The sequence below is a fragment of the Prauserella oleivorans genome, from assembly GCF_042685745.1.
Taxonomy (GTDB): domain Bacteria; phylum Actinomycetota; class Actinomycetes; order Mycobacteriales; family Pseudonocardiaceae; genus Prauserella_A; species Prauserella_A oleivorans.
Map to the genome: position 1 here is coordinate 5,257,808 of NZ_JBHUNT010000001.1, position 19,919 is coordinate 5,277,726.

Here is a 19,919-nt window from a genome sequence, read left to right on the forward strand (position 1 = left end):
GCTCCCCCCGGCGGGCACGAACACCGGCCACCGCGACAGATCGAACCGAACACGGGGCATCGTGGTCGCGGCCCGGTAAGCCACCGAGTACTCGCTGCTCTGGTCGCCCTTGTTGACCACCGGATCGTCTTGCGCGGTGCCATCGGCCGGTCCACTTCGACCGTTCCGATCGGAGCGCTCCCCCGTCGGTCAGCGTGGACGCCAGCACATCGTCACATGCGTCTGCCGCAGGAGCGCCGCCACACCTGCCGTGTGCGGCGCGGCCATCAAGGTGCCGGACGACACGGCGCGCCCCGGACCCGTTGCCGGAGAGCGCCGACATGAGGGTGTCGCCGGATGCGGCGACGTCCGGTTCGATCGCCGGGCCGCGCATGCCACGTGCGGTGACCACGCTCGACGTGTCCACAATGGAGTAGTCCTCGACGGGAGGGCCGGCACGTTGCCCGCGAGCCCGACGACGAAGTGATCCACGGACGAGCTAAAGACCACCGGCCGCGTGCCGGCAACGCTGAGCGCCTCCGGGGTGCTACCGGGTGACCCGCGCACGTCGTAGAGGTCGCCGCGGCCGCGAGACGGCGAGCTCGACGACGATCAGACGGATGACGTCCGGTCGGGACCCGACCACAGGGGGCACACGAGCCGGGTCGTGCGTTATGCGAATGTGATCGCGCGGATGGCCTTCGCGTTGACGGTCGCCCCGATCGGCTCGAGCAGGTGCGCGTCCACCGTGCGGTCGACGCGGAGCAGCATCACCGCGTCGGAGCGGTCCGTGGTCTGGCTGATCTGCGCGGCCTCGATGTTGATCCCGGCCTCGCCCAGCAGCGTGCCGACGCGGCCCATGATGCCCGGCCGGTCCGGGTACTCCATGAGCAGCATGTGACCCTCGGCGCGGATGTCGAAGTGCCGGCCGTTGACCTCGACCAGCTTCTCGATCTCCTCCTTGCCGGTGACCGCACCCGACACCGTGTGCACGGTGCCGTCGGCCTGCACGGCGCGAACGGTCAGCTGGCTGCGGTAGTGCGGGCTCTCCGGCTCGGTGGTGACGCTGACCTCCACGCCGAGCTCCTCGGCCAGCCGCGGCGCGTTCACGAACGTCACCTGGTCCTCGACCACGTTCGAGAAGACGCCGCGCAGCGCCGCGAGCTGCAGCACGCTGACGTCCTCCCCGGACAACTCGCCGCTGGCCACCACCGACACCGACTGCGGCGCCTGGGAGCTGAACGCCGAGAGGACGGTGCCCAGCTTCTGCGCCAGCGGCAGGTACGGCCGGACCTCCTCGGTGACCTTGCCGCCCGCGACGTTCACGGCGTCCGGCACGAAGTCGCCGCGCAGCGCCAGCAGCGTCGAGCGCGCGACGTCGGTGCCCGCGCGGTCCTGCGCCTCGACCGTGGAGGCACCGAGGTGCGGGGTCACCACGACATTGGGCAGCCCGAACAGCGGGCTCTCGGTGGCCGGCTCCTTCTCGAACACGTCGATGCCCGCGCCGCCGACGTGTCCCTCGCGGATCGCGGTGGCCAGCGCCTGCTCGTCGACCAGGCCACCCCGGGCCGCGTTGACGATGATGACGCCCTTCTTCGTCTTGGCGAGGGCCGCGGCGTCGATGAGGCCCTTCGTCTCAGGCGTCTTCGGCAGGTGGATCGAGATGGCGTCCGCCCGCTGCAGCAGCTCGTCGAGCGACACGAGCTCCACGCCGAGCTGCGCGGCGCGGGCGGCGGAGGTGTAGGGGTCGTAGGCGATCAGCTTGGTGTCGAACGCGGCGAGCCGCTGCGAGACCAGCTGACCGATCTTGCCGAAGCCCACCACGCCGATGGTCTTGCCGTTGAGCTCGACACCGGTGTAGGCGCTGCGCTTCCACTCGCCCGCCTGCAGGCTCTGGTCGGCGGCGGGAACGCGGCGGGCCACCGCCAGCAGCAGCGCGACGGCGTGCTCGGCGGCGGAGACGATGTTGGACGTCGGCGCGTTGACCACCAGCACGCCACGCTCGGTGGCGGCGGGAACGTCGACGTTGTCGAGGCCGACACCGGCGCGCGCGACGACCTTGAGGGTGTTCGTGGCGTTGAGGACCTCGGCGTCGACCTTCGTGGCGGATCGCACCAGGAGCGCGTCGGCGGTCTTCACGGCGTCGAGCAGGGCGGGGCGGTCGGTGCCGTCCACGTGCCGGACTTCGACCTCGTCGGAGAAGACGCTCACCGCGGAGGGAGCGAGCTTTTCGGCGAGGAGAACGACTGGCTTGGTGGAATTGGTCACGATGCGCCTTTCATAGCTCGGCTGTCGTTCGAGTCGCGGAGTCCGTGTCGCAGACGCGCTCCGGGGACACGGCGCTGTGCCCTCGACAGCCGCAGTCTAGCTTCCGGCGTTAACGCGGCCGCAATCCGTCCACAACGAGAGACAGCAGCCGATCGAGTGAGCCGTCGTCGTGCGTGTGCTCGCTCGCCCACGCGACGGACTGCACGAGCAGGACGAAGTCGTCGGGGTCGAGATCGGCGCGGTACTCACCGCTCTCCTGCGCCCTGCGCAGCAGCCTGCCCGCCGACTCCCGCGAGCGGCGGCAGGCGGCGAAGAGCTGGGATCCCTCGTCCTTCAGCGCGTGCGCCATGTGCCGGACGAGCCCGTGGAACGTCGTGGCCGTCTCGGCGAAACCCCTGGCCCAGATCCGCACGGCCTCCGCGGGCGAGGGGTGCCGGAGCAGGTGCTCGGCCGTGGCGGCCAGCGAGTCGAACCGGGTGCGCAGCAGGGCCTCGATGAGCGCGTCCCGGCTCGGGAAGTGCCGGTACAGCGTCCCGATGCCGACACCCGCCGCCTTGGCGACATCCTCCAGCGAGGCGTCGACGCCGTGCCGCGCGAAGAGATCCGTCGCCTCGACGAGCAGGCGTTCGTAGTTCCGGCGTGCGTCGGCTCTCATGGGCCGGCGGCCGGTCGTGCGCATGGCGTCCTCCGAGGTCGTCGGGTACAGGAACCGGAGGTCTCCTCCAACCCTAGTGGGTGACACGCCGCCGCTCAGCCGGTCGCGGGCCGGTCGAACTCGCCGTCCCGCACCCCGGCCAGGAAGGCGTCCCATTCAGATGGTGTGAACACCAGTACCGGCTGCTCCGGGCGGGCCGAATGCCGCAGCGCCACGTACGTGACCCCGTCGCTGTGCGGGACGAACGCGTACTCGACCGTCTCGCCCCGCGGCTGCACGCGACGCCACTGCGCGGCCCGGAGGTCCAGGGTCTCGGCCAGGCGAGCCTTGTCGGTGGGGCCGTCACCCTCGGTGCCTCGCGGAGTGTGCTCCGTCATAGGCCGCCACCGTAGTCACGACATCGGAAAGCCCCCAAGGGCGCTCCCTCGGGGGCTTTCCGGGACGTCGTCGCCGTCGCGTCAGGCGGTCTCGGTGATCGGCCGGTCCACCCACGACATCAGACCGCGCAGCTTGGCACCGGTCTCCTCGATCGGGTGCTTCTCGCCGGCCTCGCGCAGCTTCGCGAAGTTCGGCCGTCCGGCCTCGTCCTCGCCGACCCACTCGCGGGCGAAGGTGCCGTCCTGGATCTCGCGCAGGATCGCCTTCATGTTCTCCTTCACCTCGGGCGCGATGACCCGCGGGCCCCTCGTGAGGTCGCCGTACTCGGCGGTGTCGGAAATCGAGTACCGCATGCGGGCGATGCCGCCCTCGTACATGAGGTCGACGATCAGCTTGAGCTCGTGCAGCACCTCGAAGTAGGCGATCTCCGGGGCGTATCCGGCCTCGGTGAGTACCTCGAAGCCGGTCTGCACGAGCGCCGACGCGCCACCGCAGAGCACCGACTGCTCACCGAAGAGGTCGGTCTCGGTCTCCTCCTTGAACGTCGTCTTGATGACGCCCGCGCGCGCACCGCCGATGGCGGCGGCGTAGGAGAGCGCCAGCGCCTGCGCGTTGCCGCTCGGGTCCTGCTCGACGGCGATCAGGCACGGCACGCCCTTGCCGTCCACGAACTGCCTGCGCACCAGGTGCCCCGGGCCCTTCGGCGCCACCATCGCGACATCCACATTGGACGGCGGCTTGATGAGGTCGTAGCGGATGTTGAAGCCGTGGCCGAAGAACAGCGCGTCGCCGTCCTTCAGGTTCGGCTCGATGTCCTCGGCGTAGATGAAGCGCTGCTTCGTGTCCGGCGCGAGGACCATGATCAGGTCGGCCTCGGCGGACGCCTCCGCCGGGGTGAGCACCCGCAGGCCCTCCTCCTCGGCCTTGGCGCGCGACTTCGACCCCTCGGGCAGACCGATGCGGACATCGACCCCGGAGTCGCGCAGGCTCAGCGCGTGCGCGTGACCCTGGCTGCCGTACCCGATCACGGCGACCTTGCGACCCTGGATGATGCTCAGATCGGCGTCGTCGTCGTAGAAGATTTCGACTGACATGAGGGGTGGTACTTCCTTTCGGTTTTCTTCGCTTGGCTCAGCGGGGGCGGGCGGGCGACGTCAGCGCGTCGCCGTCGCCGTGATCGACCGGGCACCCCGGCCGAGGGCGACCATGCCGGATTTCACGAGCTCGCGCACACCGTACGGTTCCAGCATGCGCATCAGCGCGTTCAGCTTGTCGTGCGTGCCGGTGGCCTCGATGGTGAGCGCCTCGGGCGAGACGTCGACGACCTTCGCCCGGAACAACTGCACGGCCTCCAGGACCTGACTGCGCACGGTGGCGTCGGCCCGGACCTTCACGAGCAGCAGATCCCGCTGCACGGAGCTGGCCGGGTCGAGCTCCACGATCTTGATGACGTTGACGAGCTTGTTGAGCTGCTTGGTCACCTGTTCGAGCGGTTGCTCTTCGACGGCGACCACGATCGTCATCCGGGACACCTTGGGGTTCTCCGTGGGCCCGACGGCGAGGGACTCGATGTTGAAGCCCCGGCGGGAGAACAGGCCGGAAACGCGGGCGAGCACGCCAGGGACGTTCTCGACCAGGACGCTGAGCGTGTGCATGCTCATGAGCGTTCGTGCTCCCTTCGTTCATCGGTCCGCGACGGCGCCGGTGCGCCTGCGGACCGGGTCGACCCCGGCGTTCGGTGCGTCGGCTCCACGGTGCTCATCGCGACACCTCGTCGTCGTCGAAGAGCGGCCGGATGCCGCGCGCGGCCATGATCTCGTCGTTGCTGGTGCCTGCGGCCACCATCGGCCACACCTGTGCATCCTTGCCGACGACGAAGTCGATCACGACAGGGCGGTCGTTGATGGCCATCGCGCGCTTGATGACCTCGTCGACCTCTTCCTTCGTCTCGCAACGCAGCCCGGCGCAGCCGAGTGCTTCGGCCAGCAGCGCGAAGTCGGGAATGCGGTGCTTGTGGGTGCCGAGGTCGGTGTTGGAGTACCGCTCGGAGTAGAAGAGGTTCTGCCACTGCCGGACCATGCCGAGGTTTCCGTTGTTGATGACGGCGACCTTGATCGGCGCGCCCTCGATGGCGCACGTGGCCAGTTCCTGGTTGGTCATCTGGAAGCAGCCGTCGCCGTCGATGGCCCACACCTGCTTGTCCGGGCGGCCGAACTTGGCGCCCATCGCGGCGGGCACGGCGAAGCCCATGGTGCCGAGGCCACCGGAGTTGATCCACGTGCGCGGGTTCTCGTACTTGATGAACTGCGCAGCCCACATCTGGTGCTGGCCGACTCCCGCGGCGTAGTACGCGTCGGGCCCGACGAGTTCACCGATGCGCTCGATGACGTACTGCGGCGCGAGCGTGCCGTCATCCGGCCACTCGTAACCGGCGGGGAAGGTGTCGCGCCACGCGTCGATCTGCGTCCACCACGCGGTGAGGTCGGCCCGGTCACCACGGTCGTGCTCGGCCTTCACGGCCTCGATCAGCTCGCGGATGATCTCGGCGCAATCCCCCACGATCGGCACGTCGGCCTTGCGGTTCTTGGAGATCTCGGCCGGGTCGATGTCGGCGTGCACGACGGTCGCGTCGGGCGCGAACGAGTCCAGCCTGCCGGTGACCCGGTCGTCGAACCGGGCACCGAGCGCCACGAGCAGGTCCGACCGCTGCATGGCCGCCACCGCCGCCACCGAACCGTGCATGCCGGGCATGCCGAGGTGCTGGCGGTGCGAGTCCGGGAACGCACCGCGCGCCATGAGGGTGGTCACCACGGGAATGCCCGTCAGCTCGGCGAGCTCGCGCAACTGTTCGGACGCCTCGGCCTTGAGGACGCCGCCCCCGACGTAGAGCACCGGACGGCGCGAGGCGGAGATCAGCCGGGCCGCTTCGCGCACCTGCTTGCCGTGCGGGCGCAGCGTCGGGCGGTAGCCGGGCAGCCGGGTCTCCGGCGGCCAGGAGAACGAGGTGGTCTCCTGCAGCACGTCCTTCGGGATGTCCACCAGCACCGGTCCCGGCCGGCCGGTGCCCGCGAGGTGGAACGCCTCGGCGATCACCCGCGGGATGTCGGCCGGGTCGGTGACGAGGAAGTTGTGCTTGGTGATCGGCATCGTGATGCCGCAGATGTCGGCTTCCTGGAACGCGTCGGTGCCGATCAGGCCCCGCGTCTGCTGCCCGGTGATGGCGACCACCGGCACGGAGTCCATGTTGGCGTCGGCCAGCGGCGTCACCAGGTTCGTGGCGCCCGGGCCGGAGGTGGCCATGCAGACACCCACCTTGCCGGTCGCCTGCGCGTACCCGGTGGCCGCGTGCCCCGCGCCCTGCTCATGCCGGACGAGGACGTGGCGGACCTTCGTCGAGTCGAGCAGCGGGTCGTAGGCGGGCAGGATCGTCCCGCCCGGAATGCCGAAGACGACCTCCACCCCGACCGCCTCGAGCGAGCGCACGAGCGACTGTGCTCCCGTCACCCGCACGGGTGTTCCTGCGGGCGGCGCCGGCTTCGGACGGCCTCCTGGCTGACTGGGCTGACTCGATGCCGCCGGGCCGGGCCCGGCGTTCGATTCCGATCGCGAGGTCGCGCTTGTCATCGATTTCTGCCTCGTGGGTTCTTGGTGCTGGCGGGTTCTTCGGTTGTCACCGGTCGGGTCCGGACATCAAAAAACCCCCGCCGACCATGGTGGTCGCACGAGGGTCGCGCGTCGACGCAGAAGTGACTTCCTAAGCGTCGACGCGCTTGGGAAGTACGAGAATGATCTGCGGTGTCACGGCGATGACGGTAATCGCTGTGTGTCAAGAGTGTCAACTCTGCGAGATGGTGATTCCGGATACTGGAACCCCGCGCCGGCGGCGTGCCCCGGAGTCGGTCACCGGGCGCCGGCGGTGGCACCATCGTGGTGTGGCAGAAGAACCCCGGCGGGACACCCCACCGCACGCCGTCTTCCGCATTCCGGCGACGGCTTTGCTGAGCGTCATCATCCTGCTGTTCTGCGTGACCCCGGCCGCGTTCGCGCTGCCCGGGCTCCAGGTGCTCTACCTCATTCCCATCGGGGTCACGGTGTGGGTGATCCGCACCCGCACCACCGCGACGGCCGAGGGGCTCACGGTGCGGACGGTGTTCACCACGCGGACGCTGCCCTGGAGTGCGCTGAAGGGGCTCGCCATCACCCCGAAGTCGAAGGTGCAGGCCGTGCTCTCCGACGGCGGCAAGGTCGCGCTGCCCGCCGTGCGCACCCGGCACCTGCCCGTGCTCTCGCTCGTGAGCGGCGGACGGATCGCCGACCCGTCCGGTGTGCTGACCGGGGAACAGCCGGCCTCCTCGGGCGAGTCCGAGGCCGCCGAGACCGCCAGGGCCGCCGGGGACGGCGACTCCGAGCCCGCCGGCGCCGTCGAGCGCCAGGCCTGACCCCGCACAATCCCCGTCGCGACAGGAAAACCGGCCGCGCTGGTGGCAGGCCCCACCCGAGTGGGGTTCACTGGACAGAGGTACGTGCTCCCACTCCGCGAGGAGGGCGCCATGACCGCCGACGCCGCGACGGGAACGACCTCACGAACGGACCACACCCCGCGCACGGCGACCGTGCGCCTGCCGTTCGTCACCGCCGAGTTCCGGGCTCCCGATGTGCATCTGCCGCGCTTCCCCAGGCCGCGTCTGCCCAGACCACGGGTGCTGGACCGCGACGAGATCACCGCCGCGGCCCGCACGGCGGGGACCTACCTGCCCTCGCCGCGCAAGGCCGCCTACTTCGGCGGTCTCGCGGTGCTGGCGGCTCTGGAGGTCATCGAGTGGCCCGTGGCGCTGGCCATCGGGGTGGGCACCGCCGTCGCCGCCCGGGAGGGCGCCGGCCAGGAGACCGGACCCCGCCGCAGCGCGCTGCCGCAGGGTGAGACGGCCGTTCCGGCAGCCGTGCCCGCCGCCGCGGCCGGACGGAAACGCAAGCCGGCCGCCAAACGCGGCACCGCCACCACCTGACCCGGTCCGACGGTTCCCGACGCGAGTCCATCCCGCCACACGTCAGCGCGGCCGGGCGCTCGCGGCCGATCACCCCGGCACCACGCCCTGACGCCTCACGGCCACCAGCCGAGGCGAGTCCGTCTCGAGTTCCCCCGGGCTTCATCCGGACGCAACCTGCCGTTGCCGTGCGGCTTGTCCCGCCGAGCGACCGTGGCGGGCGTACGACCCCACTGTGTCAGGAGTCCACGATGGCCGAGTTCTTCGCAGGCGTCCTCGCCAGGATCGGCGCCCACCTGCTCGAGTCGCTCGTCCTGCACCTGGCGGGCGCGCTCTTCGGCGCCGCGATCCACCCGAACACCGCCTCCGCCTGAGGCCGGGCGCACGGCGCCTTCTTGTCCACATCGCGGGAAATCCCGCCACCATGCGGGCGTGATCGACGCCGGGCGTAACCTGGCGACCATGCCTGCTCTGCGCTCCCGTACCACGACCCACGGCCGCAACGCCGCCGGGGCCCGCTCCCTGTGGCGTGCGACCGGGATGACCGACAGCGACTTCGGCAAGCCGATCGTCGCGATCGCCAACTCCTACACCCAGTTCGTGCCGGGGCACGTCCACCTCAAGGACCTCGGCGAGATCGTGGCCGACGCGGTGCGCGAGGCAGGCGGCGTCGCGCGGGAGTTCCACACCATCGCCGTCGACGACGGCATCGCCATGGGCCACAGCGGGATGCTGTACTCGCTGCCGTCGCGCGAGATCATCGCCGACTCCGTGGAGTACATGGTCAACGCGCACCAGGCCGACGCGCTCGTGTGCATCTCCAACTGCGACAAGATCACGCCCGGGATGCTCAACGCCGCGATGCGGCTCAACATCCCGACCGTGTTCGTCTCGGGCGGGCCGATGGAGGCGGGCAAGGCCGTCGTCGTCGACGGTGTCGCGCACGCCCCGACCGACCTCATCACGACGATCTCCGCGTCCGCCAACTCCGCTGTGGACGACGAGGGACTGGCCACCGTCGAACGGTCGGCCTGCCCCACCTGCGGCTCGTGCTCGGGCATGTTCACCGCCAACTCGATGAACTGCCTCACCGAGGCGCTGGGGCTGTCGCTGCCCGGCAACGGCTCCACGCTCGCCACCCACGCCGCCCGCCGGGACCTCTTCACCGGCGCGGGCCGGATCGTGGTCGAGCTGGCCAAGCGCTGGTACGAGCAGGACGACGAGAGCGTGCTGCCGCGCTCGATCGCGTCGAAGAAGGCGTTCGAGAACGCCATGGCACTGGACATGGCGATGGGCGGTTCCACCAACACGGTGCTGCACATCCTCGCCGCCGCGCAGGAGGGCGAGGTCGATTTCACCATCGACGACATAGACCGGATCGGCCGTCGCGTGCCGTGTCTGTCCAAGGTGGCCCCCAACTCCGACTACCACATGGAGGACGTCCACCGGGCGGGCGGAATCCCGGCCATCCTCGGTGAGCTCCACCGCGCGGGACTGCTCAACACCGACGTGCACGCGGTTCACTCCCCCTCGCTGGTGGAGTGGCTGTCCACGTGGGACATTCGCGGGGAGTCGCCGTCACCGGAGGCCGTCGAGCTGTTCCACGCGGCGCCGGGCGGCGTGCGCACCACGGAGGCGTTCTCCACGGACAACCGCTGGTCCTCCTTGGACACCGACGCCGAGAACGGCTGCATCCGCGACATCGCGCACGCCTACACCGCCGACGGCGGGCTCGCCGTGCTGCGCGGGAACCTCGCCGAGAACGGGGCCGTCATCAAGTCGGCCGGCATCGACGAGGAGCTGTGGCACTTCCAGGGCCCGGCCCGGGTGGTCGAGAGCCAGGAGGAGGCCGTGTCGGCCATCCTCGGCAAGCAGGTGCAGCCGGGTGACGTGCTCGTCGTGCGGTACGAGGGCCCGGCAGGCGGCCCGGGAATGCAGGAGATGCTGCACCCCACGGCGTTTCTCAAGGGCGCCGGGCTCGGCAAGGTGTGCGCGCTCATCACCGACGGGCGGTTCTCCGGCGGGTCGTCGGGCATCTCGGTCGGCCACATCTCGCCTGAGGCGGCCGCGGGCGGCGTGATCGGCCTGGTGCAGGACGGCGACCAGATTCTCATCGACGTGCACGAGCGCAAGCTCGAACTGCTCGTGGACGACGAGGTGCTCGCCGAGCGCCGCGCCAAGATGGAGGCCAGCGAGCGGCCGTGGCAGCCGGTGGACCGGCAGCGCCCGGTGACCGCCGCGCTGCGCGCCTACGCGCGCATGGCCACCTCGGCCGACACCGGCGCGGTCCGCGACGTCACCAAGTAGTTTCGGCTTTTCGCACGCGAACGGGCGCCCCACGACCGTGAGGCGCCCGTTCGTCGTTGTCGCAGGTCAGCGGAAGAGCACGATCACCACCGTCGACGCCGCCGCGGCCAGCAGCAGACCCAGCACCCCGAACGTGCCGGGTTTGCGCCGCCACGGCGTGTTCTTGTCCAGCGCCGCGCGGCCGGACCCGGTGAACAGCAACGCCAGCGCCGTGACGCCGAGGAACAGTTCGTACTCGAAGCCCAGCCCGTCGGCACTGGTGAAGAAGCCGCCGTTCGCCTGGTACTTCACGTAGACGATGTTGGCCGCCACGCCGAGGATGGCCGCGGCCCCCAGCTGCGTGAACAGCCCGAGCACCAGCAGGACGCCCCCGCCGACCTCCGCCAGCGCCGTGATCCACGCCAGCAGCGTGGTCTGGTCCCTGTAGCCCATGCCGGCGAGCGCCTGCGCGAACCCGTCGATGCCCTGCCCGCCGAACAGGCCGAAGAGCTTCTGCAGGCCGTGCGCGCCCATCGTGATGCCGAGGCCGAGCCGGAGCACCAGCAGACCGATGTCCAGGCCGGCGTGCCAGCGGTCGGGTTCGGCGCCCGCGGTGCCGGGCTCCTCCACGTCGGCCAGCAGGCTTGCCGAGCCCGCTCCGGCGGGGTCGGCGGAGAAACCGGAGCCGTCGAACGCGCCGGCGTCGAACTTCGTCGTGGGGGAATCGAACTCGTCGCGAGTGCTCATGCGCGCGCAGAGTAGAGCATTCGCGCCGGCGACGCGTCCGATTCGCGGCACTCCCACGCGATCCGCCCGTGAAGACTGCGGCTCAGTACTCGCCGTGCACCAAGTTCTCGGGGAGCTCGCCGTCGACGTAGCGCCGCAATTCGGCCACCACGACGGCGTAGGACCGCGCCCGCGAGCCACGCACCGCACCGGCCACGTGCGGGGTGAGCACGAGGCCGGGCACGGTCCACAACGGATGGCCCTCCGGCAGCGGCTCCGGGTCGGTCACGTCGAGGGCGGCGCGCAGGCGGCCGGCCGACAGCTCGGAGCACAACGCGTCCGTGTCGACCACGGGCCCGCGCGCGGCGTTGACGAGCACGGCACCGTCGGGCATCGCGGCGAGGAACTCCGAATCGACCATGCCGCGCGTGCGCGAGGTGAGCGGCACCAGCAACACCACGACGTCGGCAGCGCCGAGCAGGCCGGGCAGGTCGTCGACGGCATGCACACCCTCACGGGCGGAGAAGCCGACCATCGTGACCCGGACGTCGAACGGTTCGAGTTTGCGGCGCAGCTGCCGTCCGACATCGCCCGCCCCGACGACGAGGACCCGCTTTCCCTGCAGCGTGTCCGTGCCGTGCGGCGCCCACCGACCGTCCCGGTGGGCCTGGACGAAGCTGTCCAGTTCCCGGTACATCGACAGCAGCACGGCCACCACCCATTCGGCGGTGCTGCCGCCGTGGGCGCCCCGGCAGGTCGACAGCAGGACGCCGGGCGGCAGGATGTCGATCCAGGCCTCGGCGCCCGCGCTGAGCAGCTGGATCAGCCGGAGTCTCGGCAGGCCGGCGAGCACCGGGCCCGCCTGCTGGGCCAGGCCCGGCCCGGGGATGAGGACCTCGGCGCCGGCGGCCTCGTCCGGCAGCGGCTCACCGACCGTGTAACGCACCGGCCGCAGGCCGTCGACCTCCCCCAGGGCCGCCATGCCGTCGTCGTCGGGGACCAGCACCGTGATCGTCACGGCTCCCATCGTGGCCCATGCCCACCGCCCCGCTTACCCGAGGCTCACGAGCCGCCGCCTACGCTCGGACACCGTGCGGACTCGGCCGGCGAGAAGGTCGTGGCCGCTGGCCCTGCTGGCCAGCGGCGCGCTCCTGCTGTCCGGCTGCGCCGAGTTCGACGACAGCGCAGCGGGACAGAACTGGACGCCCGCGCCGGAGCTGACCCCCGAGGCGGGCCCGCAGCCCGAGCTTCCCGAGGCCGGCACACCGGCCGTGCCCAGCGAGCCGTCGCCGTCGGAGACGTCGGTGCCCCCGCCGAACGGCTGCACCGACTTCGACAAAGCCGTGATCGCGACGTGCCTGGACACCGTCGCCGCCGTGGCCGCGTTGCCCACCGACGGTTCGGTGATCAGTGCGCTGGCCGGGGAGCGGCGCAGCGGCCGGGTGTTCCTCGTCGGGAGCGAGGGCGACAAAACGGAGTTCGCCCGCATCGACGTCGATCCGAGCGGCGACGGCGGCCTGACCGGTCTCGCGCTGTCTCCCACCTACGCCGAGGACGGCCTCGTCTACGCCTACATCACGACGCCCACGGACAACCGGGTCGTACGGTTCGCGCAGGGCCAGCCGGCCAAACCGGTGCTCACCGGCATCCCGAAGGGCCCGAGCGGCAACCGGGGCGCACTGCTCGCCGACGGCTCGGGCGCGCTGCTCGTCGCCACCGGCAACGCGGGCAACCCGGCCACGGCACGCGACCCCGGCTCGCTGGCGGGCAAGGTGCTGCGAATCGACGGCAGCGGCAAGCCCGCCGAGGGCAACCCGACGCCCGGCTCGCCTGTGCTGGCATCGGGGCTGACCACGCCTGGCGGGCTGTGCAAGACCACCGACGGCGCACGGCTGTGGGTCACCGATCAGGGCCCGCGGCAGGACGCGCTGTACCGCATCGAGCGGGGCAAGCCGCTGACCGTGCCGGCGTGGACGTGGCCGGACAAACCGGGCGTCACCGGCTGCGCCGACTGGACCGACGTCATCGCCGTCGCCACGGAGGGCGCGGGCAACGTCCAGAACCTGCCGCTCACCGAGGACGGTTCCGTGGGCGGCAAGCCACAGACGACGATGGACGGCGACAACGGCTCCAGCTACGGCAAGCTCGGCTCGCTGGATCCCGTGACGCCGGACGTGGCCGTCGCGGGCACGATCAACAAGGACGGCGGCGAACCGGTGTCCAGCGACGACCGGGTGGTGCTCATCGTGCGCCAGCCCGCCTCCGGTTCGGGTCGCGACTGACGGATCCGGTGACTGGGCAGGGCCACGGCGTGCCGCACCCGGACGGTCTCACGGCGGAGTGCGAGCTGCTGGTCGCGGCGGACGCGGCGACGGTGTGGGAGCTCGTGACCGACATCCACCTGCCGGCCCGGTTCAGCCCGGAGCTGCGGCACGTGCGGTGGCTCGACGACGCCGCCGGCCCGCGGCTGGGCGCCACCTTCGAGGGACACAACGAGAACGGGCTGCTCGGTGCGTGGCGGACCGTGTCCGTGGTGACCGAGCTGGACGCCCCGCGCGCGTTCGAGTGGGCCGTATGCGACGCGGACGGACGTTTCGGCCCGCCCGTGGTGGACCCGGCGAGCCCGATGGCCCGGTGGCGGTTCGACCTCACGCCCGCGGACGGCGGCACCTCGCTGCGTCATTGGGTGCGGCTGGGCCCGGCGCGGTCGGGGATCAGCCTGGCCGTCGACCGCGCGCCGGACCGCGCGGGGGAGATCGTCCAGCAGCGGCTCGGCATGCTGCGGAACGGCATGGCGAGCACCCTGCGCGGGGTCAGGGACCTCGCGCAGGACGCGGACCGGCCGTGATCCGGCGTCAGGTCGTCAGCGCCTGCGCGGGACCTTGCGCGGACGGCGAGACTCCTCCCGCAGCGCCCGGACGTCCAGGACGGCGGCGACGAGCGAGGCGACCACCGCCAGGGCACCGAGGTAGCGGCCCGCGCCGGCCCCCACCGACACGCCGCTCGCGGCGAGCAAAGCGCGTTCCTCGCTGCCGAACTGCCAGTCGATGAGCACCCAGCCGAGCACGACCGACACCAGCGCCACCGCCGCGGCGACCAGCCACAGCTGCGGCAGCCCACCGGTGCGCACGACGGGGATGCGGCCGACAGCCACCACCGTCACCCCGGCGGCGAGCACCAGCAGCGGCGGGAACCAGCCGAAGAACGTCGACCGCCACACCGACCGGCTCACGTCGTCGGCGGGCAGTTCTGCCAGCGCGGCCTGCACGTCGGGGTTGCCGGAGCTCAGCACCGTCCACGGCAGGAACAGCGCGACCAGGGCGAGCAGCCCCGCACCGAGACCCACCCACTCACGCCACGAAACCCGGCTCAGCATGTGTCCACCACTCCGCGCAACCTCACGACGACCCGGCAACCCGTCCCGTGCCGAACACCCGGCATCGCGGCACACCGTCCCCGCGACTCGGAAACCCCTGGTGCACGCACGCGACCGGCACCGCCGGGGGTTCTCGGCGTCGTCCTCGGGAGGACAGCGCCGCCGTGGTGAATGGGTCATTCACCAGAAGGCGATCCCGGAGCGAGGAAAGCGCCGAGCTTCCCTACCCGCGCCGCACATCAAGCCCCGACGCGTTCCAAAATCAACTCGCGAACGCGTTTGGCGTCGGCCTGCCCCTTGGTGGCCTTCATGACGGCGCCGACGATGGCGCCCGCGGCCTGCACCTTGCCGCCGCGGATCTTGTCCGCGATGTCCGGCTGCGCGGCCAGCGCCTCGTCGACGGCGGCGAGCAGCGCGGAGTCGTCCGACACGACCTTGAGGCCACGCTTCTCCACGACGTCGTCGGGCTCGCCTTCACCGGCCAGCACGCCCTGCACGACCTCGCGGGCGAGCTTGTTGGTCAGCTCGCCGGCCTTGACCAGCTCGATGACCCGCGCCACCTGCACGGGCGTGATCGGAAGGTCGGCGAGCTCCACCTCGCGTGTGTTGGCCTGCTGGGTCAGGTACTGCACCCACCAGCTGCGGGCCTCGCCCGGGTCGGCGCCCGCGTCGACGGTGGCCGACACCAGGTCGGCGGCGCCGGTGTTGACGAGGTCGCGCAGTTCCTCGTCGGTGAGGTTCCATTCGGCCTGGATGCGCTTGCGGCGCTCCCACGGCATCTCCGGGATCGTGGCGCGCAGCTCCTCGACCCACTCACGCGACGGCGCGATCGGCACCAGGTCGGGCTCCGGGAAGTACCGGTAGTCCTCGGCGGTCTCCTTGGTGCGGCCCGGCGACGTGCTGCCGTCGGACTCCTGGAAGTGCCGGGTCTCCTGGGTCACGGTGCCGCCGGAGGCGAGCACCGCGGCCTGCCGGGTCATCTCGTAACGCACGGCCCGCTCGACACTGCGCAGCGAGTTGACGTTCTTGGTCTCGGTGCGGGTGCCGAACTCGCTCGTGCCCTTCGGCATGAGCGAGACGTTGGCGTCGCAGCGCAGCGAGCCCTGATCCATGCGGACGTCGGAGACGTCCATGGCGCGCAGCAGGTCCCGCAGCGCGGTCACGTACGCGCGCGCGACCTCGGGCGCCCGCTCCCCCATGCCGACGATCGGCTTGGTGACGATCTCGATGAGCGGCACGCCGGCGCGGTTGTAGTCGAGCAGCGAGTGCTCGGCGCCGTGGATACGGCCGGTCGCACCGCCCACGTGCAGCGACTTGCCGGTGTCCTCCTCCATGTGCGCGCGCTCGATCTCGACGCGCACCACCTCGCCGTCGTCGAGCATCACGTCGAGGTGGCCGTTGAACGCGATCGGCTCGTCGTACTGCGAGGTCTGGAAGTTCTTCGGCATGTCCGGGTAGAAGTAGTTCTTCCGCGCGAAGCGGCACCACTCCGCGATCTCGCAGTTCAGCGCGAGGCCGATGCGGATCGCCGACTCCACGGCCTTGCCGTTGACCACCGGCAGCGAGCCGGGCATGCCGAGGCAGGTCGGGCACACATGCGTGTTCGGGTCGCCGCCGAACCGGTTGGGGCAGCCGCAGAACATCTTCGTGTTGGTGTTCAGCTCGACGTGGACCTCGAGCCCCAGCACCGGGTCGTATCGTTCGACGACCTCGGCGTAGTCCATGACTTCAGCCGTCGCGGTCACTTGGCGGCCACCTCCAGTTCCGGAAGCTTGTCGAGCACCGGCCCACGGGCCACCTCGTAGGCGGCGCCGACGCGGTAGAGCCGGTCGTCGGCGAGCGCGGGTGCCATGATCTGCAGGCCGACGGGCAGACCGTCCTCGTCGGAGAGTCCACTCGGGACGCTCATCGCCGCGTTGCCCGCCAGGTTGGCCGGGATGGTGCACAGGTCGGCCAGGTACATCGCGAGGGGGTCGTCCACGCGCTCGCCGATCCGGAACGCGGTGGTCGGCGTCGTCGGCGACACGAGGACGTCCACCTGCTCGAAGGCGGCGGTGAAGTCGCGGGTGATGAGCGTGCGCACCTTCTGCGCGGAGCCGTAGTAGGCGTCGTAGTACCCCGACGACAGCGCGTACGTGCCGAGCATGATGCGGCGCTTGACCTCCGGGCCGAACCCGGCCTCGCGGGTCAGCGACATCACCTCCTCGGCGCTGTGCGTACCGTCGTCGGCGACGCGCAGGCCGTACCGCATCGCGTCGAACCGCGCCAGGTTCGAGGAACACTCGCTCGGCGCGATCAGGTAGTACGCGGGCAGCGCGTAGACGAAGTTCGGGCAGGACACCTCGACGACCTCGGCGCCGAGATCCCGCAGCTGCGCGACGGCCGCCTCGAACGACCGCAGCACACCCGCCTGGTAGCCCTCTCCCGCGAGTTCGGTGACGACTCCGATCTTCACGCCGGTGAGGTCGCCGCGCGCACCCTCCCGCGCGGCGGCCACGACGCCCGGGACGGGCGCGTCGATGGACGTCGAGTCGAGCGGGTCGTGCCCGGCGATCACCTGGTGCAGCAGCGCCGCGTCGGTCACTGTCCGCGCGCACGGGCCCGCCTGGTCCAGCGACGAGGAGAAGGCGACGAGGCCGTAGCGGGACACACCGCCGTAGGTCGGCTTGACGCCGACAGTGCCGGTGACGGCGGCGGGCTGGCGGATCGAGCCGCCGGTGTCGGTGCCGATGGCCAGCGGCGCCTCGAACGCGGCGAGCGACGCCGAAGACCCGCCACCGGACCCACCGGGGATGCGGTCGCGATCCCACGGGTTGCGGGTGGGACCGAACGCCGAGTTCTCCGTGGACGAGCCCATGGCGAACTCGTCCATGTTGGTCTTGCCCAGGATCGGCACGCCCGCCTCGCGTAGCCTGCGCGTCACCGTGGCGTCGTACGGCGGGAGCCAGTTCTCCAGGGTCTTGGAGCCGCAGGTGGTCGGCATGCCCTCGGTGGTGAGCACGTCCTTGAGCGCGAGCGGCACACCCGCGATCGGCGAGACCGGTGCACGGCCCTCGGCCACGTCGGCGTCCACCCGGCGCGCCGCGGCCAGCGCGCCCTCGGCGTCGACATGCAGGAACGCGTTGACGGTCCCGTCCACCTCGCCGATGCGGTCCAGATGCGCCTGCGTCACCTCGACGGAGGTGACCTCGCCGGAGTGGATCTTCTCGGCGAGCTCGGCGGCGGACAGCCTGGTCAGATCGGTCACTGTTCCTCCCCCAGGATGCGCGGAACGCGGAACCGTCCCTCTTCGGCCGCGGGTGCCCCTGCCAGAGCCTGCTCCTGGCTGAGCCCGGGCCTGATCTCGTCCGGCCGGAACACGTTGGTCAGCGGCACGGCGTGCGAGGTGGGCGGGATGTCGTCCCGGGCGACCTCACCGACCTTGGCCACCGCATCCAGGATCTGGTCGAGCTGGCCCGCGAAGGTGTCCAGCTCGTCGTCGGTGACCGCCAGCCTGGCCAGCTTGGCGAGGTGCGCGACTTCGTCGCGGGAAATGTTCGACACGCGGGTGACTCCGGTGGGGGTGTACTCGAACCGCAGGTCGGGCACCTGCGGATATCGGCCTTCTCCCAGGCAGTCTATGGCGTTACGCCTCGCCGGTTCGACGGGGTTGCCGCCTGCGGTGTCGGCGCCGCCACGCCGACGGCGGCTACATCCCGCGCCCGGGTTCTGTCACAATCACCGGTCGGCATAGCGCTCCACGGCAAGGAGGGAGTGCCCCGAGAGACGACAGGTCTGAAAGCTGCGGTGAGCTGCTTGAATGAGGTGAACAGGCCGCCTGCGGCGGGCCGCCGGCCCGGCGTGGAGCGGTACCGGACGAGAACCGAAGGGAGCGCACGGTGTCGTTCCTGATCCGCGTGCAGCTTCCGGACAGCCCGGGGACCCTCGGCGCGGTCGCCACCGCCCTCGGCATGGCCGGTGCCGACATACTGAGCGTCGACATCGTCGAGCGCGGCGATGGCATCGCCGTCGACGACCTGGTCGTGGAGCTGCCGTCCGGGCGTCTTCCGGATGCGCTCATCACCGCGGCCGAGAGCGTCGAGGGCGTCGAGGTCGATGCCGTGCGCCCGTACGCCGGGATCCTGGACACCCACCGCGAGCTGGAGCTTGTCGAGGAGATCGCGGCACAGCCCAAGCACGGGCTGGCGCTGCTCGCGGACGGCGTGCCGAAGATCGTGCGCGCCGGCTGGTCGGTGGTCGTGCAGCACACCTCGGGCGGCGTGGAGCGGCTGGCCGCGTCCGGCGCCGCGCCGGAGACGCCGATCAAGCAGGTGCCGTGGCTGCCGCTGGAACGCGCCACGGTGCTGGACGGCGACGAGCAGTGGATTCCCGAGACCTGGCGCGAGCTGGGCACCGAACTGGCGGCGACACCGCTGGGCAAGCCAGACCGGGTGCTGCTCGTGGGCCGTCCCGGAGGCCCGGGGTTCCGGGCGGCCGAGGTCGCGCGGCTGGCCCATCTGGCGGGCATCGTGGCGGTCGTGCTCGACGCGTAGGCCTCGTGCCGGGCGAGCGCTCCAGCGACGACGAGGCCGGCGCCGAGGCGCGGGCAGCCGAAGCGAGCGGCAACGGGCAGGCCGACCGTGCGGACGAGTTCGAACGCCGGATGACCGTCCCGGTGCTCGTGGCCGCGCTGGCGTCCATTCCCGCGGTGTTCCTGACTCGGGCCGCCGGGACGGCGTCGGTGATCGGCTACGTCCTCAACTGGGCGTCGCTGGGCGTGCTCGTCGGTGAATCCGCGGTCCTGCTGTGGCTGTCGGGCAGCGTGCGGGTGTGGCTACGGCGGTATCGATGGCAGCTCATCGTGGTGGCCGCGACCGTGCCGGCCGTGGTGTTCGTGGTCGGTCCCGTCCAGCTGCTGCGGCTGGTCCAGGCGCTCTACGTCTTCCGCGCGCGGCGGATCGTCCAGGCCGGCCAGGTCGTCGTCCACCGGCTCGGGCTCGGCGCGCGCCTCGGCCGCTGGGTCTTCGCCGCGGTGGTCGTGCTCGCGGCTTTGTTCGTCACGATCGTGCTGGCCGACCCGCACTCCCGCAGCCGACACATCGTGGACTGGATCGTCGCCCGGATCGGGCTCGTGCCGACCATCCTCGTGGGGCTCGCCGTGGCGGGGGCCGCGTACCTCGTGGTGCGGCGGACCACCCGGGCCCGTCGGCGCCGTTGACGTGCAGCCGGATAAGCCGGGGCCGGCCCGCCCTGCTCGCGAGTCCACGGCACTGCTGGAGACCGGCGA

21 protein-coding genes are annotated in these 19,919 nt (G+C 71.3%); 8 read left to right on the top strand and 13 right to left on the bottom strand.

The genetic code is table 11. The features are described 5' to 3' along the window. Window positions 1-189 precede the first annotated feature (189 nt). The 7 genes from ACFSZT_RS25880 to ACFSZT_RS25910 form a co-directional block, all read right to left on the bottom strand. Window positions 190-546: a S8 family serine peptidase gene (locus ACFSZT_RS25880; protein ID WP_377384734.1), complete on the bottom strand. Its 357-nt coding sequence runs from the start codon at window positions 544-546 to the stop codon at window positions 190-192. Between the two features lie 105 nt (window positions 547-651). Beyond that, window positions 652-2,247 carry a phosphoglycerate dehydrogenase gene (serA, locus tag ACFSZT_RS25885; protein ID WP_377384732.1) on the bottom strand — a complete coding sequence of 532 codons (1,596 nt, stop codon included), beginning with the start codon at window positions 2,245-2,247 and terminating at the stop codon, window positions 652-654. 109 nt (window positions 2,248-2,356) lie between these two features. After that, window positions 2,357-2,902 carry a TetR/AcrR family transcriptional regulator gene (locus ACFSZT_RS25890; RefSeq protein WP_377478363.1) on the bottom strand — a complete coding sequence of 182 codons (546 nt, stop codon included), beginning with the start codon at window positions 2,900-2,902 and terminating at the stop codon, window positions 2,357-2,359. Between the two features lie 95 nt (window positions 2,903-2,997). Then, window positions 2,998-3,279 carry a DUF397 domain-containing protein gene (locus tag ACFSZT_RS25895; RefSeq protein WP_377384728.1) on the bottom strand — a complete coding sequence of 94 codons (282 nt, stop codon included), beginning with the start codon at window positions 3,277-3,279 and terminating at the stop codon, window positions 2,998-3,000. Between the two features lie 81 nt (window positions 3,280-3,360). Then, entirely contained in the window at window positions 3,361-4,374 is a 1,014-nt protein-coding gene (ilvC, locus tag ACFSZT_RS25900) for a ketol-acid reductoisomerase (protein ID WP_377384726.1), read from the bottom strand. Window positions 4,375-4,434: 60 nt separating this feature from the next. Further along, complete coding sequence (gene ilvN, locus ACFSZT_RS25905) at window positions 4,435-4,941, bottom strand: acetolactate synthase small subunit (RefSeq protein WP_377384724.1); 507 nt, start codon at window positions 4,939-4,941, stop codon at window positions 4,435-4,437. A 97-nt stretch (window positions 4,942-5,038) separates the two neighbouring features. After that, window positions 5,039-6,790 carry an acetolactate synthase large subunit gene (locus ACFSZT_RS25910; RefSeq protein WP_377384722.1) on the bottom strand — a complete coding sequence of 584 codons (1,752 nt, stop codon included), beginning with the start codon at window positions 6,788-6,790 and terminating at the stop codon, window positions 5,039-5,041. Between the two features lie 422 nt (window positions 6,791-7,212). Here ACFSZT_RS25910 and ACFSZT_RS25915 point away from each other — a divergent pair, with 422 nt between their 5' ends. The 4 genes from ACFSZT_RS25915 (at window position 7,213) to ilvD (ending at window position 10,572) form a co-directional block, all read left to right on the top strand. Then, window positions 7,213-7,719, top strand: a complete 507-nt coding sequence (locus ACFSZT_RS25915; RefSeq protein WP_377384721.1) for a PH domain-containing protein — start codon at window positions 7,213-7,215, stop codon at window positions 7,717-7,719. 111 nt (window positions 7,720-7,830) lie between these two features. Beyond that, window positions 7,831-8,286: a hypothetical protein gene (locus tag ACFSZT_RS25920; protein ID WP_377384719.1), complete on the top strand. Its 456-nt coding sequence runs from the start codon at window positions 7,831-7,833 to the stop codon at window positions 8,284-8,286. 230 nt (window positions 8,287-8,516) lie between these two features. Continuing rightward, window positions 8,517-8,639 carry a hypothetical protein gene (locus ACFSZT_RS25925; RefSeq protein WP_377384717.1) on the top strand — a complete coding sequence of 41 codons (123 nt, stop codon included), beginning with the start codon at window positions 8,517-8,519 and terminating at the stop codon, window positions 8,637-8,639. Between the two features lie 88 nt (window positions 8,640-8,727). After that, on the top strand, window positions 8,728-10,572 hold the full coding sequence (gene ilvD, locus ACFSZT_RS25930) for a dihydroxy-acid dehydratase (protein ID WP_377384715.1): 1,845 nt from the start codon (window positions 8,728-8,730) through the stop codon (window positions 10,570-10,572). Window positions 10,573-10,638: 66 nt separating this feature from the next. Here ilvD and ACFSZT_RS25935 read toward each other — a convergent pair whose 3' ends face one another. Both ACFSZT_RS25935 and ACFSZT_RS25940 read right to left on the bottom strand, forming a co-directional pair. Continuing rightward, window positions 10,639-11,298 carry a DoxX family protein gene (locus ACFSZT_RS25935; protein ID WP_377384713.1) on the bottom strand — a complete coding sequence of 220 codons (660 nt, stop codon included), beginning with the start codon at window positions 11,296-11,298 and terminating at the stop codon, window positions 10,639-10,641. An 82-nt stretch (window positions 11,299-11,380) separates the two neighbouring features. Further along, window positions 11,381-12,304, bottom strand: a complete 924-nt coding sequence (locus ACFSZT_RS25940; RefSeq protein WP_377384711.1) for a 2-hydroxyacid dehydrogenase — start codon at window positions 12,302-12,304, stop codon at window positions 11,381-11,383. 64 nt (window positions 12,305-12,368) lie between these two features. Between ACFSZT_RS25940 and ACFSZT_RS25945 the strand changes: the two genes are divergently transcribed. Next, window positions 12,369-13,559: a PQQ-dependent sugar dehydrogenase gene (locus ACFSZT_RS25945; protein ID WP_377384709.1), complete on the top strand. Its 1,191-nt coding sequence runs from the start codon at window positions 12,369-12,371 to the stop codon at window positions 13,557-13,559. Window positions 13,560-13,567: 8 nt separating this feature from the next. Further along, window positions 13,568-14,125 carry an SRPBCC family protein gene (locus tag ACFSZT_RS25950; RefSeq protein ID WP_377384707.1) on the top strand — a complete coding sequence of 186 codons (558 nt, stop codon included), beginning with the start codon at window positions 13,568-13,570 and terminating at the stop codon, window positions 14,123-14,125. 15 nt (window positions 14,126-14,140) lie between these two features. On the opposite strand, the gene ACFSZT_RS25955 is transcribed toward ACFSZT_RS25950, so the two are convergent. From ACFSZT_RS25955 to gatC, 4 genes are all read right to left on the bottom strand, one after another. After that, a complete protein-coding gene (locus ACFSZT_RS25955) occupies window positions 14,141-14,653 on the bottom strand; it encodes a hypothetical protein (RefSeq protein WP_377384705.1) in 513 nt (170 codons plus the stop codon). A gap of 239 nt (window positions 14,654-14,892) precedes the next feature. Beyond that, window positions 14,893-16,398, bottom strand: a complete 1,506-nt coding sequence (gene gatB, locus ACFSZT_RS25960; RefSeq protein WP_377384703.1) for an Asp-tRNA(Asn)/Glu-tRNA(Gln) amidotransferase subunit GatB — start codon at window positions 16,396-16,398, stop codon at window positions 14,893-14,895. Further along, entirely contained in the window at window positions 16,395-17,900 is a 1,506-nt protein-coding gene (gene gatA, locus ACFSZT_RS25965) for an Asp-tRNA(Asn)/Glu-tRNA(Gln) amidotransferase subunit GatA (protein WP_377384701.1), read from the bottom strand. The genes gatB and gatA overlap by 4 nt, the downstream gene beginning before the upstream one ends. Next, window positions 17,897-18,196 (bottom strand): Asp-tRNA(Asn)/Glu-tRNA(Gln) amidotransferase subunit GatC, encoded by a 300-nt coding sequence (gatC, locus tag ACFSZT_RS25970; RefSeq protein WP_377385248.1) that lies wholly within the window; start codon window positions 18,194-18,196, stop codon window positions 17,897-17,899. Before gatC ends, gatA begins: the two co-directional genes overlap by 4 nt. Before the next feature lie 335 nt (window positions 18,197-18,531). Between gatC and ACFSZT_RS25975 the strand changes: the two genes are divergently transcribed. Together ACFSZT_RS25975 and ACFSZT_RS25980 are read left to right on the top strand one after the other, a co-directional pair. After that, window positions 18,532-19,185 carry an ACT domain-containing protein gene (locus ACFSZT_RS25975; RefSeq protein WP_377384699.1) on the top strand — a complete coding sequence of 218 codons (654 nt, stop codon included), beginning with the start codon at window positions 18,532-18,534 and terminating at the stop codon, window positions 19,183-19,185. Between the two features lie 5 nt (window positions 19,186-19,190). Beyond that, the gene (locus ACFSZT_RS25980; RefSeq protein WP_377384697.1) at window positions 19,191-19,850 is read left to right on the top strand and encodes a hypothetical protein; all 660 of its coding nucleotides are present in this window, start codon (window positions 19,191-19,193) and stop codon (window positions 19,848-19,850) included. Window positions 19,851-19,919 lie beyond the last annotated feature (69 nt).

What these genes read in the sequence shown, in the direction of transcription:
- ACFSZT_RS25890 (WP_377478363.1), bottom strand. Translation starts at nt 2,902, where the DNA reads ATGAGAGCCGACGCACGCCGGAACTACGAACGCCTGCTCGTCGAGGCG.
- ACFSZT_RS25895 (WP_377384728.1), bottom strand. Translation starts at nt 3,279, where the DNA reads ATGACGGAGCACACTCCGCGAGGCACCGAGGGTGACGGCCCCACCGAC.
- ilvC (WP_377384726.1), bottom strand. Translation starts at nt 4,374, where the DNA reads ATGTCAGTCGAAATCTTCTACGACGACGACGCCGATCTGAGCATCATC.
- ilvN (WP_377384724.1), bottom strand. Translation starts at nt 4,941, where the DNA reads ATGAGCATGCACACGCTCAGCGTCCTGGTCGAGAACGTCCCTGGCGTG.
- ACFSZT_RS25920 (WP_377384719.1), top strand. Translation starts at nt 7,831, where the DNA reads ATGACCGCCGACGCCGCGACGGGAACGACCTCACGAACGGACCACACC.
- ACFSZT_RS25925 (WP_377384717.1), top strand. Translation starts at nt 8,517, where the DNA reads ATGGCCGAGTTCTTCGCAGGCGTCCTCGCCAGGATCGGCGCCCACCTG.
- ilvD (WP_377384715.1), top strand. Translation starts at nt 8,728, where the DNA reads ATGCCTGCTCTGCGCTCCCGTACCACGACCCACGGCCGCAACGCCGCC.
- ACFSZT_RS25935 (WP_377384713.1), bottom strand. Translation starts at nt 11,298, where the DNA reads ATGAGCACTCGCGACGAGTTCGATTCCCCCACGACGAAGTTCGACGCC.
- ACFSZT_RS25940 (WP_377384711.1), bottom strand. Translation starts at nt 12,304, where the DNA reads ATGGGAGCCGTGACGATCACGGTGCTGGTCCCCGACGACGACGGCATG.
- ACFSZT_RS25955 (WP_377384705.1), bottom strand. Translation starts at nt 14,653, where the DNA reads ATGCTGAGCCGGGTTTCGTGGCGTGAGTGGGTGGGTCTCGGTGCGGGG.